Below are 23,484 nucleotides of genomic sequence, written 5' to 3' on the forward strand. Positions count from 1 at the left end.
AGCGAAGCCAAAATACCTTTAAATGGCACAAAATACCATTGAATACTGAGTTTTATGAATCGACCCTTGGGATGCGGGGGTTTTTAGACAGACTCTAAATGATTTTAGCTTGCTTATGCTTTGCGATTTTTTTCTTCGCTTTGTTTTAGTATTTCCCGATTTTTTTCCATGGCATGTCGGTCAAGTTGATAGACAAAAGCCAGCACTTCAGCAACTACCGGATAAAATTCCTCAGGAATCTCCATGCCGATCTCCAAGGCACTGAGCATCTTCGTCAACGCCGGATCACTGACAACGGGAACCTCTTCCCTTTCAGCGACCTCTAATATACGACGCGCCACATATCCCTGACCCTTAGCGACAACTTTCGGCGCCCCTTCTTCCTTTTGATCATAACGGAGTGCCACTGCTTCTGTTTTAGCCAGATCTTGACGCAACTTATCATGAACATCCACTTTCGAACGCTGTTGCATGGCACTCCCTCCCTAGGCCCGAATATCAATTCCCCTGGCACAAGGCTGGGCGACCGTCTCGGTCAAGCGCGCTTCCACTTCCGGTGCCCGACCAACACGCCAATCGCCTTTTAGGCGAAAACCCAATTTGTCCAGCTTTTCCTGCAAATCAGACCATGCTGCCCGCCCTGCTCGCGCCGTCACTTCATCATTGACAGTGACCCGAGCCCACACTTCTTGCCGCTGCAAAGTCAATTCAACAGTGACCACGCCAAGAGAAGCTGTATCTAAAATCAAGGCTACTCGCAACGGTCCCTCTTCCCGTTGATCCCGAGGCCGACGATATACGCGCAGTTGACCTTGACCATTCTCACCATCGGGCCGTTGATAAAGCAACGGAACATAAAGATAATCTTCCATTCTGACGCCCTGCTTATCAAGGGCATTCCAGAGATGACGTCCCGCCAAGCCATCTAAAAGAGTTTGGCCCCGTTCCCATAATTCACCTCCTTTTTGACCGATCTGCCCAAGTTCATCAAGCACCTGTCCAATCGGTGCACCCAAACGGTCGGCAGCCTTGCCTTCCGCCATATTTTGAATCAGCTTGCTTAAGTCTCCTTCTTGGGGATGGAGCGTTAAGGCCTTAAGCCCTGCCTTAAGCTCATTGATGGCAGCAGTCAACTCAGGTGATGGTGATTTCACAGTCAGATCGGTTGTCCATCGATCCAATCCGTTCAGTACATTATCACCACTTTGCACAAAAGTTTGCAGTAACCGCAACCATTCCGCTTCAACAGGTAGGTCTGATTTGAGCGCTACGGCTGCCAAGAAAGCGGCAGGCAAGTCACGTCGGCCCGTACCCTCCAGTCCGGCAGCAATCTGTTCCAGTCGTTCCGGCGTCGGCATCATTCCCACCAGATCAAGGGCACGTAAGGCCATACGATGGCGTGGGGAATCAGGTACTTGCAACGCTTGCAATCGCGCAGCTTCGCTGGGCGTTGCTTTGGTTTCCAGTAATTCCGGCGCCAACAACCGCGCAGCCACCTGACCTTGCCGCTCTCCCTCTACGAGCAAAGCGATCGACTGCCCCGGTACCAGACCATAAGGTGATTGAATCGTAACGGATTTACCGTCTACGTTGACTACAAAAAGATCGCTGGTCAGCGAACTAAGCACAATGCCCGTAAGCACATTGCCTTGCTCCCAACCCAAGGTCGCACCTTTGCTACCGCCTGGTTGCTGACCCAATAGCGGTAGTTGCCCTTGATCAACCCGCACCAGCGGCAGCATACCTGTTTGATTCACTGCCATCGGCGACCCTCCCGTCTATCTGTTCACGTGATCGATCCAGCGGTGGCAAAAACTGCGCCGGTGGATCAACGACAATCCCTGTTTCTCCATGGCTTGAACATGGGCTGCCGTACCATAGCCTTTATGTCGACCTAATTCGTATCCTGGAAAAAACCGATCATAGGCAGTCATCAATTGATCGCGATAGACCTTGGCCAGAATCGCTGCAGCCGCGACCGGAGCCGCTAATCCATCACCACCGATCAGCGTCATTTGGCGTCCATGATACGCCGGCAATTTGGCTCGGCCATCGATAATCACCATCGACGGAGTAATGGACAACCGCGCTAAGGCTCGTTCCATCGCCAGAAAAGTGGCCGGCACAATACCGATCGCATCGACAACACGGGCCGATACGATGCCAATCCCCCAAGTTAAGGCCTCACTCCGTATCACCTGGGCTAACGCTTCCCGGCGAGGGGCCGAAAGCTTCTTCGAGTCATCTAAGCCCGCAAGTTGCCACTGCGGTGGCCCAATTACGGCACCGGCTACAACCGGCCCGGCTAAGGGACCGTGACCTACTTCATCAACACCGGCAATCATCGTCATTCCTTCGGTATGCAAGGAGGATTCTAACTCCGCCCAGTAAGCCTGTAATCGCTTTTCGCCTTTACTCATCCTACTCCCGTCCCCTTCTGTCGTCAATCACCATAATCACCGCACAATACCAGCTATAAGGCCATCCCTGCTGCGACAAACTAAATCAAACGTTTCAGCAAGGAGGTGCTCTCACTGCGACAAATCATAACATTGCTCATCCTCTTTATCACGACCGTATTTATCGGTGCCAAAGGACTGGCCCTGTGGCATCCCCCGCAACCGGAAGAAATGTATCCGTTTAATTTCGCTGCCGCTCCGGGACAAGACTCCAAACTGGGTTGGGGTTTTGTTCGCAGCAAAAACGAAGTCCCTCCCTATGTACCGGAATGGGAAAAAGAATTGCTTCAAGCCTATGATGCGGTCTACATGCTACCCGGCGATGAACGGCGCATCAGTCTGACCTTTGACATGGGCTATGAAAGAGCCGGAGCAACACCACGTATCCTCGATATTCTCGATCGCCATCAAGTAAAAGCCACTTTTTTTCTCACGGGCCATTGGGTCGACACACAGCCTGAATTACTCAATCAAATAGCCCAAAAAGGACACATTATCGGCAATCACACGCGCAACCATCCCGACTTAACCAATATTACACCGGATCAACGGGCCGAAGAAATTCTTTCCCTCCATCGTAAAATTGAACAAACAGCCAATTACAGTCCTCGCTACCTCCGTCCGCCCGAGGGCAGATTCAGCCGCGAAAGCTTAAACGCTTGTCGCAACCTAGGTTATCAAACTGTTTTTTGGAGCATTTCTGCCGTCGACTGGTTGCCAACGGCCAATGCTCAAGAGATTCACGATACCGTTCTGGGACAACTTCATCCCGGTGCAATCATTCTCTTGCATGGTAACGCGCAAGCCGTCGTCGATCAACTTGAAAGTTTGATCGTCGACATTAAAGCACGTAACTATCAATTTGTGCCCCTCAGTGTCATCTCCACACCGGCAGGCCCACCGGCCCCTACTGATACACCGGCCCCTCCGGAATCGCCAGCAAATCCCCAATAAAAGGAAAAGCACCCCTGCCGGGGTGCTTTTTATTCATGATCATCATCCAACGTATGGTGTCCAAGTTTACCGGCACGAAAATCAACGAGCACTTGCACGGCTGCCTTGTGTTGATCGACCAGATTACCAGGGAGCAAAAAACCGTAGCGTCGCCCTACAATATCAAGCAACTCTGCTTCTTCAACACCGCTCATATCGGCACGGTACCGCTCTTGCAGAAGGGCCGGCTTGCGCACCCGCAAGTGAAGTAAAATAAAGCGTGCTACCGCTTGCACATCCACAACGAGATCACTGACAGCACCGGTGGCTGCTAATTTTAAAGCCACCAGTGGATCGGTAAACTTGGGCCATAAGATACCAGGCGTATCGAGCAGTTCGAGCTTTTCACCAAAACGTACCCATTGCTGCCCACGAGTTACACCGGGGCGATTCGCCGTCACCGTACGTTTGGACCCGGCCAGGCGATTGATCAACGAGGACTTACCAACGTTGGGAATCCCCAAAATCATCACCCGCAACGGCCTCGGGCGCATGCCTCGTTGTTGCCAACGCTGCAAAAGCGGCCCCAATGCTTGCTCGACCATGGGACCGATCTGCTTCGTCCCTTTACCGGTTGACGCTTCTACAACGAGCGAGCGAAGTCCCGCCTGGCGAAAACGCTCAACAAAACGCCTCGTCGCATCGGGATCAGCCAGATCGGCCTTATTCAACAAGATCAGACGGGGTTTCTCACCGATAATCGTATCAATATCAGGATTACGACTGCTGAGCGGAATTCGGGCATCGACTAGTTCAATCGCCAGATCCACTTTCGCCAGATCGGCCGTAACTTGACGGCGAGCCCGGGTCATATGCCCTGGATACCATTGAATCGATGTATCGACTGTTATACCCCTTTGACCACCTGAATCCGATCGATCGGCCAATAGAGAAGCACCGCCTTACCAATTACGTTTTCATCAGGGACAAATCCCCAATAGCGACTGTCATCAGAAAAATTACGATTGTCGCCCATCACAAAATATTGACCTTCAGGCACCTTAACGGGCCCAAAGTTCTTCATCTGTAATGGTGCCAGGTATGGTTCCGCCACAACTTCGCCATTACGGATCAATTGATTGTTACGCACTTCCACGGTGTCACCACCGACGCCAATGACCCGTTTGACAAAATCCCGGCTCGGATCGACGGGAAATTTAAACACAATAATGTCACTATGGGCAGGAGGATGAAACCAATAATTGATCTTGCTGACGATAATGCGATCCAAGGGACGCAACGTCGGTTCCATCGAAGCCGATGGAATATAAAACGGTTGAAACAAGAAAAATCGAATGACAAAGGCCAGCACCAGTGCGATCAGGATCGACTCAGCTAACTCACGCCATGTAGATTTCGCTGCAGTCTTTTTGGCTGCACCTCTGATTTCTTCCTTTTGACTTTCAAGCGACTCCACCTGGACACCTCCACGCATCCATATAATACCACTCGAAGAATAGACAAAAGGGACTGGCTACCCAGTCCCTGCAATTGACTAGCGGCGGTCCTTAATACGAGCAGCTTTGCCCACCAGGTTACGCAGATAGTACAATTTTGCGCGACGTACACGACCGCGACGTACAACTTCAATCCGATCAACCCGCGGTGAGTAGAGCGGGAAAATCCGTTCTACGGCTACGCCATAAGATACACGGCGCACCATGAATGTTTCGGTCAGTCCACCGCCTTTACGGGCGATAACGACACCTTCAAAGACCTGAATCCGCTCACGCGTACCTTCAACGACTTTGACGTGAACCTTAACGGTATCACCAGGAGCAAATTTAGGGATTTCTTTACCCATTTGTTCCGCTTCAATTTGACGAATCAAATTATTCATTTCTTGTCCCTCCTTCCAGCCTAGGTGTTCATATCACCCCTTGGTGTAGCGGACCACCCTTGCTCATGGAAGCCATGCTCCCAAACAAAGGCATTATATCATACGCCACAGGATATCGCAACGATTTTTGGAAATTTTATCGTTCAAACCACGCTTCACCGAGCAGACGGTCGAGAATAATCGCAGCTGCACTGCGCACAGAAAGATGATTATAATCGCCCCGTCCCCAGATGGGATGCAAGATATGATCAGCCGCCTCCATTAAGGACTTTTCCATCCCGTAACCGGTGCCAAAGAGCAATAGCCACGGTTGTTCCCCCGTCGCCAATCGTTGTCGCATCGCATGATAACTGATCGAATTCGGATAAATCCGCGCATCCGTGGTGATCACAGCGGGGGCTTGTCCTTCAAGGGATTGGATCATCGTCTTCGCTTCTTCTAATGTACTGACCACATGCAACCGTTCCAGCGCCGTTTTACGGTCAGGATTATATTCTGCGCCATAGCCATCGGTCCAATACCGTAGAATTTCATGAACTAAGCGTTGCTGCGCTTGATGCGGATGAATCACAAAGTAGCCGGCCAGATCATAGGTCGTAGCCGATCGCGAGATATCATGAAGATCAAGATTGGTCACCGATGTGGCGATCACTTCCATGTGCTTGTTGTATACGGGATGATGTACCAGCCCGATATACAAACGCGCCTTATTCATTGGTTCCTTTTCCCTCCTTTCGCCTTTTGCGCGTACGCGGCGCCGGTGCTGCCGTCAACGCCAGGGCCTGCCATTCACGCTCCAGTTGCTCGGCATCCATGCCCCCTGCTTGCAGACCCGCACGCAGCAATTCGCCATCTTGGAAGCTCAAGCAGCGGCCCTGGAGCAAATCCGGTCGGTTCTTATAGGTACGCACCAGCGATTGCTGCCGCCGCCAGTTGTTGATCCGCCCATGATGACCGCTGAGTAAGACATCGGGGACAGTCATTCCTTCAAATTCAGCGGGACGTGTATACTGAGGGTATTCCAGCAGTTGATCACTAAAGGATTCTTCTACTGATGAAGCTTCGTGACCTAATACGCCCGGTAACAGACGGGCTACCGCATCGATAACTACCAGCGCCGCTAACTCACCACCGGTAAGCACATAATCACCAATCGACAATTCCTCATCGACCCAAGTTTGCCGCACACGGTCATCGATACCTTCATAATGACCACAAAGCAAAACAAGCCGTTTCTTACCGGCCAGTTCAGCCGCTTTGGCCTGTGAAAAAACTTGTCCTTGCGGCGTCAACAGCACAATATGAGCATCGTCATGGTCCTTTTCGTTTAGGCCAAGTCCCTCACGTAAAGTTGCAAAAAAAGGCTGCGCATTCATCACCATACCGGCACCACCGCCAAAAGGCGTATCGTCAACACGCCTGTGCTTATCATCAGTATAGTCACGCACATCATGAGTAGCGATCGTTACCAGTCCTGCAGTTCGGGCGCGGCCGATAATGCTCGTCGATAACGGTCCTTCGATCATTGCCGGAAAAATCGTCAACACATCAAAGCGCATAGACTACTCTAATCCTTCCGGCAAACGCACCGTCATCTGCCCCTGGTTCAGATCGACCTTGAGCACAACCGACTTAAGGGCGGGAATCAGTCGCTCTCCCCCGGCATGGCGGATCACATAGACATCATTCGCCCCTGTTGCCAAGACTTGCGTCAGCGTACCCAACAGTTGTCCTTCCTCGGTGACAACCTGCAATCCCTCAAGCTGAAAGTGGTAGTAACAATCATCGGCCAGCGGCGGAACTTCTGACACCGGAATCGTTAGATAGATATCTTTCAACTTCTCCGCCAAGGCAATCGCCCGCACTTCCGCAAAAGTAACGATTACCGTTCGCTTATGCGCAAAAGCCGAAGTGATGGTCAGTTCCGTTGGTAACCCCGGCACTGGCGGTTCTAAAAACACCCGCCCGATCTGCGCCAAGCGCAAAGGATCATCGGTCAACGGCCAAACGCGCACTTGACCTTGAAGCCCATGGGTGTTGATAATCTGCCCTACACGAACCTGCCTCTGTTCCACCGCATATCCTCCTCATAAAAAAAAGAGGGCGATTGCCCTCTTATCGATGCTGCTCTTGTCGCAACGCAACTTACACAATCTCTACTGTCACTCGTCGTCCGTCTTTTGTGCTTGCTGCTTTGACCATTGTGCGAATCGCTTTGGCAATTTTGCCTTGCTTACCGATCACCTTGCCCATATCTTCCGGCGCGACTTTCAGTTCTAACACAACGTCTTTTTCTGTTTCCTTCTGTGAAACCTGCACGGCTTCTGGCCGGTCCACAAGAGCCTTGGCCAGAAACTCCACCAATTCTTTCATGTGGACACCCCCGATCAGGCTTCAGCGGACTTTTGTCCTGCTTTTTGGTCCGCCCATTTTTGCAGGATACCCGCTTTGTTTAACAATGCTTTCACCGTGTCTGAAGGAGTTGCACCGTTGGAAAGCCAACGGAGTGCTTTTTCTTCGTTGATTTCGATGATCGCCGGGTCTTTGACAGGATTGTAAGTACCAATCTCTTCAATAAAGCGACCGTCACGAGGTGCGCGGGCATCCGCAACAACAACGCGGTAGAAGGGCGCTTTTTTCATACCCATACGTTTAAGACGAATACGTGTAGCCAAGAATATCACCTCCTTCAAAGAATCATCAGTAGTTATCGATTAGCGCATAAAAGGTAAGCGAAACATCCCTTTGCCTTTTTTGGCTTTACCCATCATGGCACCACGCATTTCCGTGAATTGCTTCATCATTTTGCGTGTTTGTTCGAACGTTTTGATCAGGTTGTTCACTTGCTGCACCGACGTTCCGGAACCGCGGGCAATCCGTTTTTTGCGGCTGTCTTTCAGCAGTTGGGGATTACGACGTTCTTCGACTGTCATGGAGAGGATGATCGCTTCGACGTGCTTCATCTCTTTTTCATCGACTTGCACATCTTTCAGCGCTTTCATATTGCCCATTCCCGGCAACATCCCCAAAAGCTGATCCATCGGACCAAGCTTACGCATTTGCTGCATCTGCATAAGGAAGTCTTCAAAGTTAAAGTCGGCTTTGCGCAGCTTTTGCTCCATCTCACGGGCCATGTTGGCGTCAATCGTCGCTTGGGCCTTTTCGATCAGGGTCAGCACGTCACCCATGCCGAGAATCCGCGAAGCCATCCGTTCCGGATGGAACGGCTCCAGCGCATCGGTTTTTTCACCCATACCGACAAACTTAATGGGACAACCGGTAACAGCCTTGACGGACAGAGCCGCACCGCCTCGAGCATCGCCGTCCAGTTTCGTCAGCACAACACCGTCCAAGCCCAACTGAGCATGAAAAGCTTCAGCCACATTGACAGCGTCTTGACCGGTCATGGCATCAACGACCAGCAAGATTTCATGAGGTTGTACGGTTTTCTTGATATCTTCAAGCTCGGTCATCAATTCTTCATTGATGTGCAAACGCCCGGCTGTATCGAGAAGCACCATGTCATTACCATGACGGTTCGCATGCTCGACAGCTGCCCGAGCAATATCCACCGGAGAAATGTCTGTACCCATGGAAAAGACCGGTAGATCCAGTTGCGTACCCAGTACTTGCAACTGCTTCACTGCGGCCGGACGGTAAACGTCACAAGCCGTTAAGAGCGGCCGTCGCCCTTGCTTGTGCAAAAAAGCGGCCAGCTTGGCAACGGTCGTTGTTTTCCCGGCACCTTGCAAACCTACAAGCATGATCACTGTTGGTGGTTTGGAAGCTACGGTCAATTTGGCGTTGCTCCCGCCCATTAACTGCACCAGTTCATCATAAACCACCTTGACCACTTGTTGGCCCGGTGTCAAACTCTCCAAGACATCTTGCCCAATTGCTCGTTCTTTGACACTGGAGACAAATTGTTTGACCACTTTTAAACTGACGTCGGCACCAAGCAAAGCCATGCGTACTTCCCGCAGCGCTTCCGTTACGTCGGCTTCGGTCACTTTACCTTTGCCCCGCAGCTTGCGCAATGCACCTTGCAGCTTCTCCGCCAGTCCTTCAAACATCGCCATGAAGGGTTCCTCCTTCCCGCATCAGTTCTTCCAGCAACCGTCCTGCTTCCATTACATCGGTATCATGCTGCCATGCCGCCGAACCGCGCAGCAACTTCTCAACTTGTAATAAGACGTTACGCTCTGTTTGCCAGCGTTCAATCAACGCTAACCGTTCCTCATAACTCAGCAGGATCTTTTCGGCGCGCCGAATCACATCAAACACGGCCTGCCGGGAAACATTCAGTTCTTCGGCAATTTCCGCCAGTGAAAGATTATCTTCATAATAATAAGCTAAGGCCATCCGTTGACGCTCCGTCAACAACTGCCCGTAAAAATCAAGCAGTAAGGCCATCTGCTGTAGTTTCTCAAGTGAATGCATGTTATCCTCACGTCAAGCAAAAATCCTTGACACCAGTCACAACTTCTTTATCCTACAAGATAACCTCCTTACTGTCAAGTAATATTCCTTCACAGTTAAAAAAAATCCCATCAAGCAAGCAACTTGATGGGACCGCAACCGCTTCAAGCGATTCCGGCGATCATTGACGGGTAAGACGATAGGCAGCCGCCGTTGCTTTCGCCATCACTTCTTCTTCATCCATACAAGTGAGGCGTCCTTGATCGACCAAGATACGTCCATTTACCAGAACCGTTGCAACATCAGCACCCTTAGCGGCGTAGACCAAGCGTGACACCGGATCATGGTCCGGGCAGAGGTGCGGTTGCTGCAAGTTAATCGTGATCAGATCAGCCCGTTTGCCGACTTCTAACGTACCGATCTCGTCATCCCAGCGCAGCGCCCGGGCGCCGCCAATCGTAGCCATTTCCAGCGCCTCATAAGCCGGCAACGCCAGAGGATCGAGCAGATGCACTTTTTGCAACAACGCCGCTTGGCGCATTTCTTCGATCAAATCTAAGTTATTGTTGCTCGCTGCACCGTCCGTACCCAGCGCCAGGATCGCTTGGGCCTGACGCAACGCTTCTACCGGCGCGACACCGGAAGCCAGCTTCATGTTGCTGACCGGATTGTGGGCAATGCCTACACCTTTTTCGACCAAGATAGCCCGTTCTTTTTCATTGAGGTGCACACAGTGGGCAGCCAGGACCGGGCGTTCAAAGAGGCCGATGCTGTCCATCAATTCCACCGGTGGCAATCCATACTGCTTGGTCATGTCGTCGACTTCCGTTGCCGTTTCACTGAGGTGAATATGCAAGCCTGTACCCAGTTCATCAGCCAGGGCCATGACGCGCTTGAGATAATCAGGCGAACAAGTATAGGGCGCGTGAGGTCCTAACCAAACACGGGTCAGACCATCACCGGCACCATTATACTGCCGGAAAAAAGCTGCCGACTCCGTCAACGCTTTTTCCGCACTGGGTCCAAAGCCGACCATTCCACGGCTCAAGTGCGCACGTATACCCGTATCCAGGGAGGCTTGGGCCACTTGATCCATAAAAAAGTACATGTCGGCAAAGGTCGTAATACCCGATTTCAACATCTCAGCAATGGCCAGCTTCGTTCCCCAGTAGACATCGTCACCGGTCAGTTTTTCTTCGGCCGGCCAGATCGCTTCTTTGAGCCAGCGCATCAACGGCAAATCATCAGCAAAACTGCGAAACAGGGTCATCGCTGCATGGGTATGGGCATTGACCAGGCCCGGTAGCACCAGTTGTCCGGCCACATTGCGAATTTCGCTAACGGAAGAACGTACTTCTTCCGGCGCGCCACCAGGATAGATCGCCGCGATCCGGCCATCTTGAATCAAAATATCGCCCAACCCGATCGCTTCGCGCGATGTCATGGGAATCAACATCCCGCCTCGGAGCAACAATCCACTCATCGACAAACCTCACTTCTTCTGCATCAATCAGGCCAAGACTTACCGTTCGAAACAAGCACGAATCGACTCACCAAAAGGCGGGCGAATCACGCCACGATCGGTAATCAATGCCGTAATCAGTTCGGCCGGCGTCACATCAAAAGCCGGGTTAAAAACTTGAACTTCCTTCGGCGCCGTCCAGACACCGCCAAGCGAACGAACCTCTTCAGCATCCCGTTCTTCAATGGGAATCTGTTCTCCGCTTGTTAAAGAAAGGTCAAAAGTGGATACCGGCGCTGCTACATAAAAAGGAATACCGTGAGCTTTCGCTGCCAAAGCCACACCGTATGTACCGATTTTGTTCGCTACATCACCATTGGCCGTAATGCGATCAGCACCGACAATCACCAGATCAACCAGGCCCCGCTTCATCACATAAGCGGCCATCGAGTCCGTAATCAAAGTGACCGGGATATTGTCTTGCATCAATTCCCAAGCAGTCAAACGAGCGCCTTGCAACAGCGGACGCGTCTCATCCGCAAAAACACTGATCGACTTGCCGGCTTCATGGGCCGCCCGAATGACGCCCAGCGCCGTTCCATAACCAGTTGTCGCCAGCGCACCGGCATTGCAGTGCGTCAAAATCCCTGCACCATCGGGAATCAATTCCAAACCGTATTCGCCCATGCGGCGATTCATCGCTTGATCTTCTTCGAAAATCGCCTGTGCCTCATTGAGCAAAGCTTGTTGACGACGTTGGACGCCTTGCCCAGCCGTAGCCGCAAAAGAATCGCCCATGCGCTTGAGCGCCCAGAAAAGATTCACCGCCGTCGGACGCGTCTTACCAAGCAATTCAATGGCGTTACGCACATGTTCATTCAGTTCCGCTTCATCTTCGGAATGCACGTTCAAGCCGGCCAGCACGACACCAAAAGCAGCAGCCGCACCGATGGCCGGCGCCCCACGAACTTGTAATTTTTTAATCGCATCGGCCACAATGAACGGATCCCAGCAATCAATGTATTCCTCGACGAGCGGTAATTTGGTCTGATCCAGAAGCTGTAAAAATTCTCCTTGCCAACGAATCGCTTCCACCCGGTTGCACCCTTTCCCTTATAGTTTAAATCCACCGAATTCGGCCAGCGCATGCTGACACTCACAATCGACTTGCGCTTCAATCAGTTCAATCGCCCGGAAAAGAACTCGCCGTAACTTTTCAATGTTATCGGCCATGGCATCGACAACTTCCATGTGGGTCAAGTTATTCGGCGATATTCCTGCAGCGTAGTTCGTAACAATCGAGAGCGTCGCGTAACACATCTCCGCTTCCCGCGCCAAGACAGCTTCCGGAATACTGGTCATCCCCACCAGATCGCCGCCAAGCTGGCGGAACATCCGGATTTCTGCCGGTGTTTCAAAGCGGGGTCCTTCCGTACAAACATAAACGCCGCCTTCGTGGGTCGGTACATTTAATCCATAAGCGGCCGTCATTAACAGCTTACACAGGCGATGACAATAGGGGTTGGTAAAGTCCGTATGAATCACACCAGAATCGCCGCCTTCAAAAAAGGTCGACGGCCGGCCTTTGGTAAAGTCAAGAAACTGATCCGGCACGACCAGTTCATTGGGCCGCATCTTTTCATTAAGCGAACCAACAGCCGTCGTGGCAATGATCTGCGAGACACCGAGCTTCTTTAACGCCCAGATGTTGCCCCGATAGTTAACCAGATGCGGCGGCACCGAATGGCCTGCCCCATGGCGCGCCAAAAAAGCGATTTCTTGCCCACGGTAACGGCCAACTTGCAACGATACAACACCGTATGGCGTCTTGATCTCCCGTACCTGTACATCATCTAACATGGCCGGATCATATACACCGGTCCCGCCAATGATCGCGATATCCACAGCCAACCTTATTTCCTCCCTGCGTCACTTCGTAAAATCCCGGCATTGGCTACATTTGTCTTGGGTATATCCAAGATAGTGATCGTTACAGCTTCCGGCGGCGCTTCACAAGTTTCCACGATCGCATCGGTCACTTTTTTGACCAGTTGGCGCTTTTGTTCTTCCGTACGGCCTTCAATCATCGTAATATTGACAATCGGCATCTTGGTTTTCCTCCTCGTTATTCTTCCCGGCCAAACAAAGCCCGGGCAAATTCTTGCGGATCGAAGTCACGCAGATCTTCCACCCGCTCGCCTACACCAATAAATTTTACCGGTACATTGAGTTCTCCATGAATGGAAAGTACGACGCCACCTTTGGCTGTACCATCGAGCTTCGTCAAAGCAATACCTGTCACACCAACAACTTCACCAAAGATCCGGGCTTGGTTAATCGCATTTTGACCGGTTGTCGCATCTAAAACCAGCAACACTTCATGGGGTGCACCGGGGAGCGCCCGATCTAGAACACGAGTGACTTTTTTCAATTCATTCATCAAGTGACCTTTGTTATGCAAGCGCCCGGCCGTATCCATGATCAGCACATCAACACCGCGGCTGATGGCAGCCTGCACCGCATCAAAGGCAACGGCACTGGGATCAGAGCCCTCTTGATGGCGAATCACATCGACGCCAACCCGTTGTCCCCAGATTTCCAATTGATCGATCGCTGCGGCGCGGAAAGTATCCCCGGCGGCCAGCAATACTTTCTTGCCTTCATCTTTCCAACGCTGTGCCAATTTGCCAATCGTCGTCGTTTTACCGACACCGTTGACACCGACGACCAGCAAAACCGTCGGACCCTTCGTTAAATCCACACCAACAGCTTCCGTACCCAGCATACGGGCAATTTCTGCTTCCAGAAGCCCCTTTACCAGTGCAGGATCAGCAATTTTTTGGGTTTTCACTTGCTGGCGCAACCGCTCTACCAGTTCCAACGCCGTCTCAGCACCGACATCAGCGCTGATTAAAATTTCCTCAAGTTCTTCAAAAAGCTCTTCGTCAATGCGTGTTCGTCCTGTAATCAGTTCTTCTACTTTTTGCACCAAGTTCTGGCGCGTCCGGGTTAAGCCTTCTTTTAAACGACTAAAAAAGCCAGCCAAAAAACTACCCCCTGTCTCCTTCATTCTTCCCCGATTCCGATAATTTCACCGATATCAACCGGGAAATCCCCGCTTCCTCCTGGGTTACCCCATAGAGATAATCAGCGGCTTCCATAGTCCCCTTACGGTGGGAGATGACGATGAATTGACTTTGTGTCGCCAACGTCTTTAGATAGCGGCCAAAACGGTGAACATTGACTTCATCCAATGCCGCTTCAATCTCATCAAGCACACAAAAAGGACTGGGCCGCACAATCAACAGCGAAAACAACAACGCAATGGCCGTCATGGCCCGCTCACCACCGGAAAGCAACGAAAGAAATACTCGTTTTTTGCCTGGTGGCTGAGCAATGATATCGACACCGGTTTCCAGCAGATCGTCGGGATTGGTCAAGACCAATTCTGCTTGACCACCATGAAACAAATCGGTAAATACAGACCCAAACTGCCGGTTGATCTGCGCAAAAGCTTCGCGAAACCGCTTGATCATAATGGCTTCCATTTCGCGAATCACTTGTTCCAGCGTATCTTTCGCCGCCAGTAAATCTGCTTGTTGCTGCACCAAGAAGGAATAGCGCCCTTGCAGGCGTTCTTCTTCTTCGATCGCCAATAGATTAACCGGCCCCAACTGCTGGATCGCATCCCGGGCCAGCGCCAGCGATTTTTGCATTGTCCGGCGATCAACCGTTCGCTCGGCTTGCCCCCGTGCTTCTTCCAGGCTTACGCCGAGAGAATCTTGGAGCTTGCCACGAATCGCCGTAACTTCCGCCTCTTGCCGCGCCGCTTTTACTTCGGCTTGATGCAATGCATCACGTAACGTGGCCACCTCCGCCGCTAGGGGCCTGCGCTGCTGGGCTACGCCATTGAGCAATTCTTGCAAGTGATGCTGCTTTTCCCTCGCTTGCCCAGCCACCGCTTCACGCTCACGTTCCACAAGCATTGCAGAGGCATGTTTCGCTTCCAACTGAGCAATCTCCTGCCTACACTTTTCGATCGCTTCAGTCAATTGTCTACAAGATGTAGCTTTTTCATCTTTTTGAGCCCGCAGGCGTTCCCATTCACCTTGCAGAGTTGCTCGGGCAGCTTCGATCCCTTTGATTTCCGCCTGCACACGAGCCAAAGTCATTTGCCATTCTGCTAAGCGCTCCCGATCGCGATCACCGCTGGCCCGCAATTGCTCCAAGCGCTGACGCTCCGTCTCACGGCGCAGTTCGACAGCTTCATTTTCCGCTTGCTTGGCCGCTAACGCTGCTGTTGCTTCTTGCCGGGCTTGCGCAAGCTGTTCACGCTCGGCTTGCAACATCGCTGCTTCGCCGCGGCGCGCCTCTTCCTGCCATAGCGCTTGCTGATATTGTTGCTGCAATTGCGCTTTTTCGGCTTCCTGCTGCCGGTACGTCAACAACAGTTCCTGCATCGTCTTTTCTCGTTCTTGGAGTTGTTGTTGCAAAGACTGTTGTTCCGCTTCGATCGCTTGGCGCTCCTGGGAAAGCGCTTTGACGGTAGCCGCCAAATCTTTTTCGCGCTCAGCCAATTCCTGCAGTTCCCGGCGGCGCAAAAAAGTCTGTCCACCGCGCTGGCCCAGACTTCCGCCAGTTACTGAACCGCCTGGTTGCAGCAACTCGCCTTCCACGGTGACAATCCGCCATTGATGGCCGGTTTGACGAGCCAAAGCTAAGGCCGACGGCAAGTCTTGCATGACAATCGTGCGGCCCAGCAAAAAACGTAGAGCCGGTAAAAAACGTTCTTCCGACGACACCAAATCAGCAGCGCAACCAAGCACACCGGGCGACTGCAAAATCGCCCCATTGGGACCGGATGACGGGCGTAAACTCGTTAACGGTAAAAAGGTAGCCCGCCCCTTACGCACTTGTTTCAAATGGGCAATCCCGCGCTGCGCCGCATCGTCATCAGCAACAACTAAGTTCTGCATACCTCCGCCCAGAGCAACTTCGATCGCCACTTCCAACCCAACCGGTACAGTAATCAGATCGGCCACGACGCCATGGATGCCGCGCAGGGCCCGATGGTTTTCTCGCAAACGATCGAGAATCTCCCGGACCCCCAAAGCAAACCCTTCATGTGCCTTGTCCATCGCATCAAGCGCTTTCTGGCGGGCCGTTGTCTCTTGCCAGCGCCGGAGCGTCTGGGTATGCTCTTGCTCACCGTCACGGAGCCGCCGGGCGTTCACCTCCAGGTGCTGGCGAAGGGCCGCCCGTGCCTCTTCCCCTTCCCTTTGCTGCTGCCCCAAGGTAGCCAGGCAAGCATCGGCCGTTTCCAGCGCTGCCGACAAACGGCTTCGCTGTTCGACCGCTTCGGTAAGGGCCGCCTCCACACGCTGGCTACCAGCCTCACAGCGCGTCCAAGCCAATTCCACATCATGGACAGCATTGCGCAGTTGGGCCAGTTGCTGTGCCAAGGAAAAAAGCAACTGCCGATCCGTTTCGACCGTTTGCTCTGCCGACGTTAAGGCGGCTCGCTGCGCTGATGTGGCTGCCAAGCCCGCCTTAACTTCCCGTTCGGCAATCAGCAAATTTTCCGTCGTCCCTTGTTCCTGCTCTTCCAGCGATGCTTGGCGCTCCAGTAACTCAGCCTCAGCGATGTTGGCCTTGGCCAGTTCCCGCTCTTGCAGTTCTTGGTTAGCCACCAGTCCATGCTGCCGCTCCCGGACCACATCCAAAGACCGCTGCAATTCCAGCACAATTTCCGTCTGCTCATGAACAGCCTGCCGCGCTGCCGTGGCCACTTCTTCCGCTTGCTTCAATGCTGCAGCCAGTTCTTCTTCCTGAGCATCCAACCCGGACAGTGACGCTTGTTTTGCCCAAAGCGCCGCCGTCATTTTTTCCACTTCCGCCAGTTGCGCTTGCAAGCGGCCGGTAATCTCTTCTTCATCAGCAATACACAGCGAAAGTTCCCACTTCGCCCGCCGCTGATCAAGCTCTAAAAAACGACGGGCTCGCCCGGCCTGCTCCGTAACCGCTTCCGTCTGCCCGGCCAGTTCGGTCAAGATATCATTCAAACGCATAAGATGGCCTTTCGTTTCCTCCATCTTTTTGACGGCTTCCCGCTTCCGATTGCGATAACGAACGATACCGGCCGCTTCTTCGATCAGTGCCCGCCGCTCTTCCGGTCGTGAGGAAAGCACTTCATCGACACGACCTTGGCCGATGATCGACAAGCCCTCTTTACCTAAACCAGTATCGGCAAAGAGATCGTGCAGATCTTTCAAGCGGCAGGCACGGCGGTTCAGCAAATATTCACTTTCACCGGACCGGTAGACACGGCGCGTCACCGTAACCTCACGAAAATCAACCGGCAAGAGGCCGGCCTCATTATCGAGCGTGATGGAAACCTCGGCCATACCTACCGGTCGTCGCCGATCAGTTCCGGCAAAGATGACGTCTTCCATCTTGGCCCCACGGAGCGAACGGGGACTTTGCTCACCGAGAACCCAGCGAACTGCATCGGAAATATTCGATTTTCCCGAACCGTTCGGTCCTACAACAACGGTCACACCGGGCGCAAGCACGATCTCCGTTTTATCAGCAAAGGACTTGAATCCATTAATTTCAATACGCTTTAAGGCCAATGGGCTGCCTCCTTGCCAAAATCCTCTTTATTCTAGCATAATCGCCAAGAATGCAACAAGTAACAGTCCATGCCGGGCGCACAAAGAAAAGACCGCTGCAAGCAGCGGTCATCGGAGGCATTTACATATGAAGTTTCTCTGTCCCGGTCTTAACGGGGCTCGACGATAAATTTGATCGCCGTTCGTTCTTCGCCTTCAATGGCGATCTCGACAAAAGCAGGAATCGCGATCAAGTTAATTCCATTGGGTGCAACAAATCCCCGCGCAATCGCAATCGCTTTTACGGCTTGGTTCACTGCGCCTGCACCAACGGCTTGGATCTCTGCTTTGCCTTTTTCCCGGAGGATTGCTGCTAATGCTCCCGCTACAGATTTGGGATTAGATTGTGCACTTACTTTGAGACCTTCCATCTATGCCCCTCCTAATTGCTCGCCCCACCTGGGACAACCTTGCAGAATTTTTATACTATTCTATATTCGCTCATTACCTATTAATTCCTCTTTATCAAAGGATAATATCTTTTTTTCATCGATAAAAAATTTCCACGGTCCGACCAACGGCTGCCATAGCGGCCGTTCCGTTGATATGGACGATTTCAAGCGACGACCCTCAGCCTGCACTTCCAAGGATAGTCCAGTCGCAGCTTGCCAATGACGCAATAACCACCGGCCATGTCCGGTCACCAAAGACAAATCCTCTTCCGGAACCAGCAGAACAGGGCCATCCGCACCGGCCAATTCCTTGGCCCATCGGCTTGCCCCGGTTAAGGCATAGTTAAGCCCCACCATTCGCCGCACCCACTCACCAAGATCAGGCCGGACCGGGCCGGCTAACGTCGCTCCCTGACAGCGCTCACCGGGCATCAAGCCCCAACGAATTACCGGCACCTTCGCCGCAGCACAGCGTTCGGCCATAACCGCTAGAAGGCGCAATGTCCGCCCCCACGTCCAGGGCTGGTAGCTACCTTGCCGCCATTGCTCAGCCAGCGGTGCTCCCGCCAAGACCAGCGTCGGATGAATCCGCAGAAAATCAGGCCGCAGTTCCAGGATTCGTTGCAAAGAAAAAAGACATCCTTCTTCATCATCACCGGGCAAACCCGTCATCAGATGAATACCCACCGCGAACCCTGCTTGCTGCAACAAGGTAGCAGCACGCTCTGTATCCTTGGCGCTGTGACAGCGGCCAGAGGCCTGTAGGACATCATCGCGCATGCTCTGGGTGCCAATCTCCACTGTTGACACACCGGCCGTAACAAGCCGCTCCACCGTGCTCTGATCAATCCCATCGGGCCTCGTGGAAAGGCGAAGAGCGCCTACGCTCCCTTGGCGAACCCACCGACCAGCAGCCGCCAGCAGCCGATCTTGCGTCGCCGCCGGCAACAAGGTAAAGCTCCCACCGTAGAAAGCGATCGCTTCTGCCCAAGGTCGCTCGTTATGACGAGTTTTGGCTGTGGACAGGTACGCTTGCACCGTTGTCTCCACAAGCATTTCATCAACACAACCGGCTTGGCCGGTTAATTCCACTTGATTACAAAAAACACAATGGCCGGGACAGCCTTGCTGAGGTAAAAAAATAGGGATGATCATTCGTCATCCCCCTCCTTGCTGAACTTGGCGCCGCGCTTTTCCCGCAGCCGCTTGTTCTGCTTCTTTTTTAGTTCGACCTTCACCGGAAGCAAGCAGTTTACCGTCTAAATAAACACCGGCGACAAAAAGCCGGTTATGAGGCGGACCTGACTCTTCCAGGATGCGGTATCCAATATCAATACGTCCCTTGCGCTGGGCCCACTCTTGAAAAGCCGTCTTATGATCACCATTATCTAACTGCCGGAGCAAAAAGACATCATTAGGAATGATCGACAAGACAAAAGGCTGCGCTAAGGTCAAGCCACCGGCCAAGAACAACGCGCCAATCACAGCTTCCAGGGCATCGGCCAAAACAGACGGTTTATCGCGGCCGCCACTGTTTTCTTCCCCACGGCCCAAGCGCAATAGCGGTCCCAGTCCCAGTTCCCTCGCCAGCGGTGCCAAGCTTGCTTCACAAACAATCGCTGCACGGCGCCGCGAAAGCTCCCCTTCTGACCAGTCCGGTTGACGTTGATAAAGAGCCTCACCGACGATTAAGCCCAGTACAGCGTCACCGAGAAATTCTAACCGTTGATTGTGCTCCCACTGTTCCCGGGGATTTTCAGCCGCGAAAGACGGGTGGGTCAGCGCTGTTTGTAACAGCGCTAACTGCTCCGTCGGCATGCCCGTTTGTTTGGCCAAGCCAAGCAATGATGTTTTATAACTGCTCGACGGACGTTCCATTAGGGCCGGAACTTCCTCAAAGCCATCGTCGCATTATGACCGCCAAAACCAAAGGTATTGGAAATCGCTACTTCCACCGGCATGGTTCGTGCCACTTTCGGGGTATAGTCGAGATCGCAACCCTCACCAGGATTCTCCAAGTTAATCGTCGGCGGAACAACACCTTCCGTAATCGCCAGAGCCGCCGCTGCCAACTCAATTCCACCGGCCGCACCGAGCAAGTGCCCCGTCATCGACTTCGTCGAACTGATCACCACATTGGCCGCTGCATCACCGAAAACGGTTTTGATCGCTTGGGTTTCGAAAAAGTCATTCTTCTCCGTTGCCGTGCCATGAGCATTGATATAAGTTACATCACTTGGCGCCAGCTTGGCATCGTCCAGTGCAGCTTGCATCGCCCGTGCCGCGCCTTCGCCGCCGGGGGCCGGATCGGTAATATGATAAGCATCGCAAGAGGAACCATAGCCGATCACTTCCGCATAGATACGAGCACCGCGAGCCAGTGCATGTTCCAATTCCTCAAAAACGAGGATACCGGCGCCTTCACCCATGACAAAGCCGGCACGCTCACGATCAAAAGGACGGCTGGCCGTGGCCGGATCATCATTGAGCGTCGACATGGCCTTCATGGCGCAGAAACCGGCAAAGCCGAGATGAGTGATGGCCGCTTCCGTACCACCGGTCAGTACCACATCGCAGTCACCGTGCTGGATCAAGCGGAAGGCACTACCGCAAGCATTCGTGGCCGAGGAGCAGGCCGTGACGACGGTCTCACTGGGACCTTTCAGCTTTAATTGCATGGAAATATGGCCGGCGGCCATATTGGAGATCATCATCGGCACAAAAAAGGGCGAAACCCGGCCCGATCCTTTTTCATGCAAGACACGAGCTTGGTCTTCCAGCGTTTCCAGACCGCCAATACCACAGCCAAGGATCACACCGGCACGCTCAGACGGTACCGTTTCCGACGTCAGCCCGGCATCTTCAAAAGCAAGCTTTGCCGCAGCTACACCAAAATGGGCATAGCGATCCATCCGCCGAGCTTCTTTTTTATCTAAAAAGTCGCTTACATTAAAATCTTTAACTTCAGCAGCCACACGGGTCGGTAACGCACTTGCATCAAAACGGGTTACCGGACCAACACCGGAAACACCTGATTTCAAAGCATCCCAGAATTTCTCTTTTCCTGTACCTACCGGCGTCACCAAACCAAGGCCCGTGATGACAACGCGTTTACTCATGATCGATTTCCACACTCCTTAATCGCAAGCTTCTACTTCCTGCAAAAGACGTTCAAAAATCGTCTTAACCGGCAGGACATCTTTGATCCGTTCTACGTATTCACCAGAAAAAACTAATCCCCGCTCCATATCGCCTTTTTGCGCACGATCTAAGGCTTCCACAATGCAAAAACGACGTGTACATTCCTTTAAACAATTGTTACAGGATCTAGGTTTGATATCCTCACCGTTTTCCATCTTGTGCCAGAAAGGGTTTTTCAACCCTCGACCGGGCAGTCCAACAGGGGAATCAATCAACACCACATCATCATGGGTTGCCTTAAGATAAACTTCTTTAAACTCCGGGGCTGCTCCAGATTCGTCACTCGCTACAAAGCGCGTAGCCATCTGTACCCCCTGAGCACCAAGTTTAAAGGCGTCCACAATATCCCGTCCGTCGATGATACCACCTGCAGCAATCACCGGTAAATCAACGGCCGCTACGACTTCCGGGACGATCTTTTTCATCGACTCATCGGTTCCTAAATGCCCGCCGGCTTCTTTGCCTTCTACCACGACTGCTGCTGCGCCCATCTTTTTGGCAATCTTGGCTAAGCGTGCCGAAGAAACGATAGGAACGATCGGCGTACCCGATTCTTTGCCCCATTGGAACATATCCCTCGAGAAGCCCGCTCCAGAGATGACCAGATCGATACCTTCTTCTATCGCGGTTTTAACCAGCGTTGCAAACTCACGCGCAGCAAAAAGACAATTGACTCCAATAATGCCGGAGCTTAATTGGCGGGCCAGGCGAATTTCGCGACGTATTTCATCTACCGTCATGCCCGTAATGGCAATCACACCGATGCCACCTTGATTAGCTACTGCCGCTGCTAAGGGTGCAGTGGAAACACGAATGGCCATGCCACCTTGGACAATAGGAACCTTGGCCACCAAATGACCGATTCTCAACTCAGGTAACTTCACGAACTATTCCTCCATCAATGCGTCTAATTGCTGTGTCGTAACTGCTTGCACACTGATCTTATCTCTATCTGCCTAGTAACCCCCACTAATAGGCAGGAAGCCCCGTATTGCTACGGGACTTCCGCTAGGTGCTCACGTTATCAGCACGGAACGGTTATTTGTTTTGTTTAATGTAGTCTACGGCTTGACCAATGGTTTTGATCTTTTCCGCATCCTCGTCGGGGATTTCGATATCGAATTCTTCTTCCAGCGCCATAACCAATTCAACAATATCCAAAGAGTCGGCGTTCAAGTCTTCAAAAGAAGCTTCCATACGCACTTCATCAGCTTCGACTCCCAGTTGTTCAATAACAATGGCTTTGACTTTCTCAAAAATATCTGACATGTCTTTCACCTCCTTCAAGGATTTCTACGCCATGATCATGCCGCCATCGACATTGATCGTTTGACCGGTAATGTAATCGGCGGCAGAGGATGCCAGGAACAAGACAACTTGCGCTACATCCTCCGGTTGACCCAGTCGATTCAACGGAATGCCCTTGGTTAAAGCAGCAACGGCATCATCACTCAGTTTATCCGTCATATCGGTCTGAATAAACCCAGGTGCCACAGCGTTAACAGTGATATTGCGCGAAGCCAGTTCACGGGCCAGCGATTTGGTTAAGCCCAGCAGTCCCGCTTTGGCCGCAGCATAATTGGCTTGCCCCGCATTGCCCATTTGACCGACAACCGAAGAGATGTTGATGATGCGGCCATAACGCTGCTTCATCATCACTTTACTTGCCGCTTTACTGCAAAGAAAGGCCCCTTTTAGATTGGTATCTACAACAGTCTGCCAGTCTTCTTCTTTCAAGCGCATTACAAGATTATCCCGGGTAACTCCGGCATTATTCACCAGTACATCAATTCGCCCAAAAGCCGTCATAAGTTGCTGCATCAGGCCATCAACTTGTGAAGCTGAAGCGATATCACCTTGCAACAACACGGCTTGACCACCCATCGCCCCGATCTCGGCAACGACGGCTTGGGCTTTTTCCGTAGAACCGACATAATTGACACCGACTTTATAACCGGCTTTGGCAAAAGCCAAAGCAATTGCGCGGCCAATCCCCCGCGATGCCCCGGTAACCAGCACGACCGGCTGATCTACACCCATTGTATCG

At 52.4% G+C, this 23,484-nt stretch carries 27 protein-coding genes; 1 reads left to right on the top strand and 26 read right to left on the bottom strand.

From position 1 onward, the window contains the following. Positions 1 to 113: 113 nt before the first annotated feature. The 3 genes from EDD73_RS09200 to EDD73_RS09210 are packed head-to-tail and all read right to left on the bottom strand — an operon-like array spanning position 114 to position 2,420. Positions 114 to 473 carry an EscU/YscU/HrcU family type III secretion system export apparatus switch protein gene (locus tag EDD73_RS09200; RefSeq protein WP_131919498.1) on the bottom strand — a complete coding sequence of 120 codons (360 nt, stop codon included), beginning with the start codon at positions 471 to 473 and terminating at the stop codon, positions 114 to 116. A 12-nt stretch (positions 474 to 485) separates the two neighbouring features. Further along, positions 486 to 1,763, bottom strand: coding sequence for a hypothetical protein (locus EDD73_RS09205; protein ID WP_131919499.1), 1,278 nt, complete (start codon positions 1,761 to 1,763; stop codon positions 486 to 488). A gap of 15 nt (positions 1,764 to 1,778) precedes the next feature. Beyond that, positions 1,779 to 2,420, bottom strand: coding sequence for a ribonuclease HII (locus tag EDD73_RS09210; RefSeq protein ID WP_131919500.1), 642 nt, complete (start codon positions 2,418 to 2,420; stop codon positions 1,779 to 1,781). A 132-nt stretch (positions 2,421 to 2,552) separates the two neighbouring features. On the opposite strand from EDD73_RS09210, the gene EDD73_RS09215 reads away from it, so the two are divergent. Beyond that, on the top strand, positions 2,553 to 3,413 hold the full coding sequence (locus tag EDD73_RS09215) for a polysaccharide deacetylase family protein (protein WP_131919501.1): 861 nt from the start codon (positions 2,553 to 2,555) through the stop codon (positions 3,411 to 3,413). 29 nt (positions 3,414 to 3,442) lie between these two features. Here EDD73_RS09215 and ylqF read toward each other — a convergent pair whose 3' ends face one another. The 23 genes from ylqF to fabG form a co-directional block, all read right to left on the bottom strand. Continuing rightward, the gene (gene ylqF / locus EDD73_RS09220; protein WP_243116865.1) at positions 3,443 to 4,339 is read right to left on the bottom strand and encodes a ribosome biogenesis GTPase YlqF; all 897 of its coding nucleotides are present in this window, start codon (positions 4,337 to 4,339) and stop codon (positions 3,443 to 3,445) included. After that, complete coding sequence (lepB, locus tag EDD73_RS09225) at positions 4,300 to 4,869, bottom strand: signal peptidase I (protein WP_243116866.1); 570 nt, start codon at positions 4,867 to 4,869, stop codon at positions 4,300 to 4,302. The genes ylqF and lepB overlap by 40 nt, the downstream gene beginning before the upstream one ends. Positions 4,870 to 4,947: 78 nt before the next feature. Beyond that, complete coding sequence (gene rplS, locus EDD73_RS09230; RefSeq protein WP_131919503.1) at positions 4,948 to 5,292, bottom strand: 50S ribosomal protein L19; 345 nt, start codon at positions 5,290 to 5,292, stop codon at positions 4,948 to 4,950. A 136-nt stretch (positions 5,293 to 5,428) separates the two neighbouring features. Then, positions 5,429 to 6,007, bottom strand: a complete 579-nt coding sequence (locus EDD73_RS09235; RefSeq protein WP_131919504.1) for an RNA methyltransferase — start codon at positions 6,005 to 6,007, stop codon at positions 5,429 to 5,431. Continuing rightward, on the bottom strand, positions 6,000 to 6,851 hold the full coding sequence (gene trmD, locus EDD73_RS09240) for a tRNA (guanosine(37)-N1)-methyltransferase TrmD (protein ID WP_131919505.1): 852 nt from the start codon (positions 6,849 to 6,851) through the stop codon (positions 6,000 to 6,002). The genes EDD73_RS09235 and trmD overlap by 8 nt, the downstream gene beginning before the upstream one ends. Before the next feature lie 3 nt (positions 6,852 to 6,854). Next, entirely contained in the window at positions 6,855 to 7,367 is a 513-nt protein-coding gene (rimM, locus tag EDD73_RS09245) for a ribosome maturation factor RimM (RefSeq protein ID WP_131919506.1), read from the bottom strand. A gap of 70 nt (positions 7,368 to 7,437) precedes the next feature. Next, positions 7,438 to 7,665: a KH domain-containing protein gene (locus tag EDD73_RS09250; RefSeq protein WP_131919507.1), complete on the bottom strand. Its 228-nt coding sequence runs from the start codon at positions 7,663 to 7,665 to the stop codon at positions 7,438 to 7,440. 14 nt (positions 7,666 to 7,679) lie between these two features. Next, positions 7,680 to 7,967, bottom strand: coding sequence for a 30S ribosomal protein S16 (gene rpsP / locus EDD73_RS09255; protein WP_131919508.1), 288 nt, complete (start codon positions 7,965 to 7,967; stop codon positions 7,680 to 7,682). A 39-nt stretch (positions 7,968 to 8,006) separates the two neighbouring features. Then, a complete protein-coding gene (gene ffh, locus EDD73_RS09260) occupies positions 8,007 to 9,365 on the bottom strand; it encodes a signal recognition particle protein (protein WP_131919563.1) in 1,359 nt (452 codons plus the stop codon). Next, positions 9,358 to 9,732, bottom strand: coding sequence for a YlxM family DNA-binding protein (ylxM, locus tag EDD73_RS09265; RefSeq protein WP_131919509.1), 375 nt, complete (start codon positions 9,730 to 9,732; stop codon positions 9,358 to 9,360). Before ylxM ends, ffh begins: the two co-directional genes overlap by 8 nt. Positions 9,733 to 9,892: 160 nt before the next feature. Then, positions 9,893 to 11,194, bottom strand: coding sequence for an amidohydrolase (locus EDD73_RS09270; protein ID WP_131919510.1), 1,302 nt, complete (start codon positions 11,192 to 11,194; stop codon positions 9,893 to 9,895). Between the two features lie 39 nt (positions 11,195 to 11,233). Next, a complete protein-coding gene (mtnA, locus tag EDD73_RS09275) occupies positions 11,234 to 12,268 on the bottom strand; it encodes an S-methyl-5-thioribose-1-phosphate isomerase (protein ID WP_131919511.1) in 1,035 nt (344 codons plus the stop codon). 18 nt (positions 12,269 to 12,286) lie between these two features. Next, positions 12,287 to 13,084 carry an S-methyl-5'-thioadenosine phosphorylase gene (mtnP, locus tag EDD73_RS09280; protein ID WP_131919512.1) on the bottom strand — a complete coding sequence of 266 codons (798 nt, stop codon included), beginning with the start codon at positions 13,082 to 13,084 and terminating at the stop codon, positions 12,287 to 12,289. A gap of 2 nt (positions 13,085 to 13,086) precedes the next feature. Next, a complete protein-coding gene (locus EDD73_RS09285; RefSeq protein ID WP_341467735.1) occupies positions 13,087 to 13,332 on the bottom strand; it encodes a 2-hydroxymuconate tautomerase in 246 nt (81 codons plus the stop codon). Beyond that, positions 13,299 to 14,219, bottom strand: coding sequence for a signal recognition particle-docking protein FtsY (gene ftsY / locus EDD73_RS09290; protein ID WP_243116867.1), 921 nt, complete (start codon positions 14,217 to 14,219; stop codon positions 13,299 to 13,301). The genes EDD73_RS09285 and ftsY overlap by 34 nt, the downstream gene beginning before the upstream one ends. 4 nt (positions 14,220 to 14,223) lie before the next feature. Then, entirely contained in the window at positions 14,224 to 17,805 is a 3,582-nt protein-coding gene (gene smc / locus EDD73_RS09295) for a chromosome segregation protein SMC (protein ID WP_131919515.1), read from the bottom strand. Positions 17,806 to 17,954: 149 nt separating this feature from the next. Further along, a complete protein-coding gene (locus EDD73_RS09300) occupies positions 17,955 to 18,215 on the bottom strand; it encodes a stage V sporulation protein S (protein WP_131919516.1) in 261 nt (86 codons plus the stop codon). A gap of 60 nt (positions 18,216 to 18,275) precedes the next feature. Further along, positions 18,276 to 19,391 carry an elongator complex protein 3 gene (locus EDD73_RS09305; RefSeq protein WP_131919517.1) on the bottom strand — a complete coding sequence of 372 codons (1,116 nt, stop codon included), beginning with the start codon at positions 19,389 to 19,391 and terminating at the stop codon, positions 18,276 to 18,278. 3 nt (positions 19,392 to 19,394) lie between these two features. Continuing rightward, positions 19,395 to 20,114 (bottom strand): ribonuclease III, encoded by a 720-nt coding sequence (rnc, locus tag EDD73_RS09310; RefSeq protein WP_131919518.1) that lies wholly within the window; start codon positions 20,112 to 20,114, stop codon positions 19,395 to 19,397. Beyond that, entirely contained in the window at positions 20,114 to 21,355 is a 1,242-nt protein-coding gene (gene fabF, locus EDD73_RS09315; RefSeq protein WP_131919519.1) for a beta-ketoacyl-ACP synthase II, read from the bottom strand. Before fabF ends, rnc begins: the two co-directional genes overlap by 1 nt. Positions 21,356 to 21,373: 18 nt before the next feature. Beyond that, a complete protein-coding gene (locus EDD73_RS09320) occupies positions 21,374 to 22,321 on the bottom strand; it encodes an NAD(P)H-dependent flavin oxidoreductase (protein WP_131919520.1) in 948 nt (315 codons plus the stop codon). 154 nt (positions 22,322 to 22,475) lie between these two features. After that, a complete protein-coding gene (acpP, locus tag EDD73_RS09325; RefSeq protein ID WP_131919521.1) occupies positions 22,476 to 22,706 on the bottom strand; it encodes an acyl carrier protein in 231 nt (76 codons plus the stop codon). A gap of 24 nt (positions 22,707 to 22,730) precedes the next feature. Continuing rightward, entirely contained in the window at positions 22,731 to 23,477 is a 747-nt protein-coding gene (gene fabG / locus EDD73_RS09330) for a 3-oxoacyl-[acyl-carrier-protein] reductase (protein ID WP_131919522.1), read from the bottom strand. Positions 23,478 to 23,484: the final 7 nt, after the last annotated feature.

This window comes from Heliophilum fasciatum (assembly GCF_004341395.1).
Taxonomy (GTDB): Bacteria; Bacillota; Desulfitobacteriia; order Heliobacteriales; family Heliobacteriaceae; genus Heliophilum; species Heliophilum fasciatum.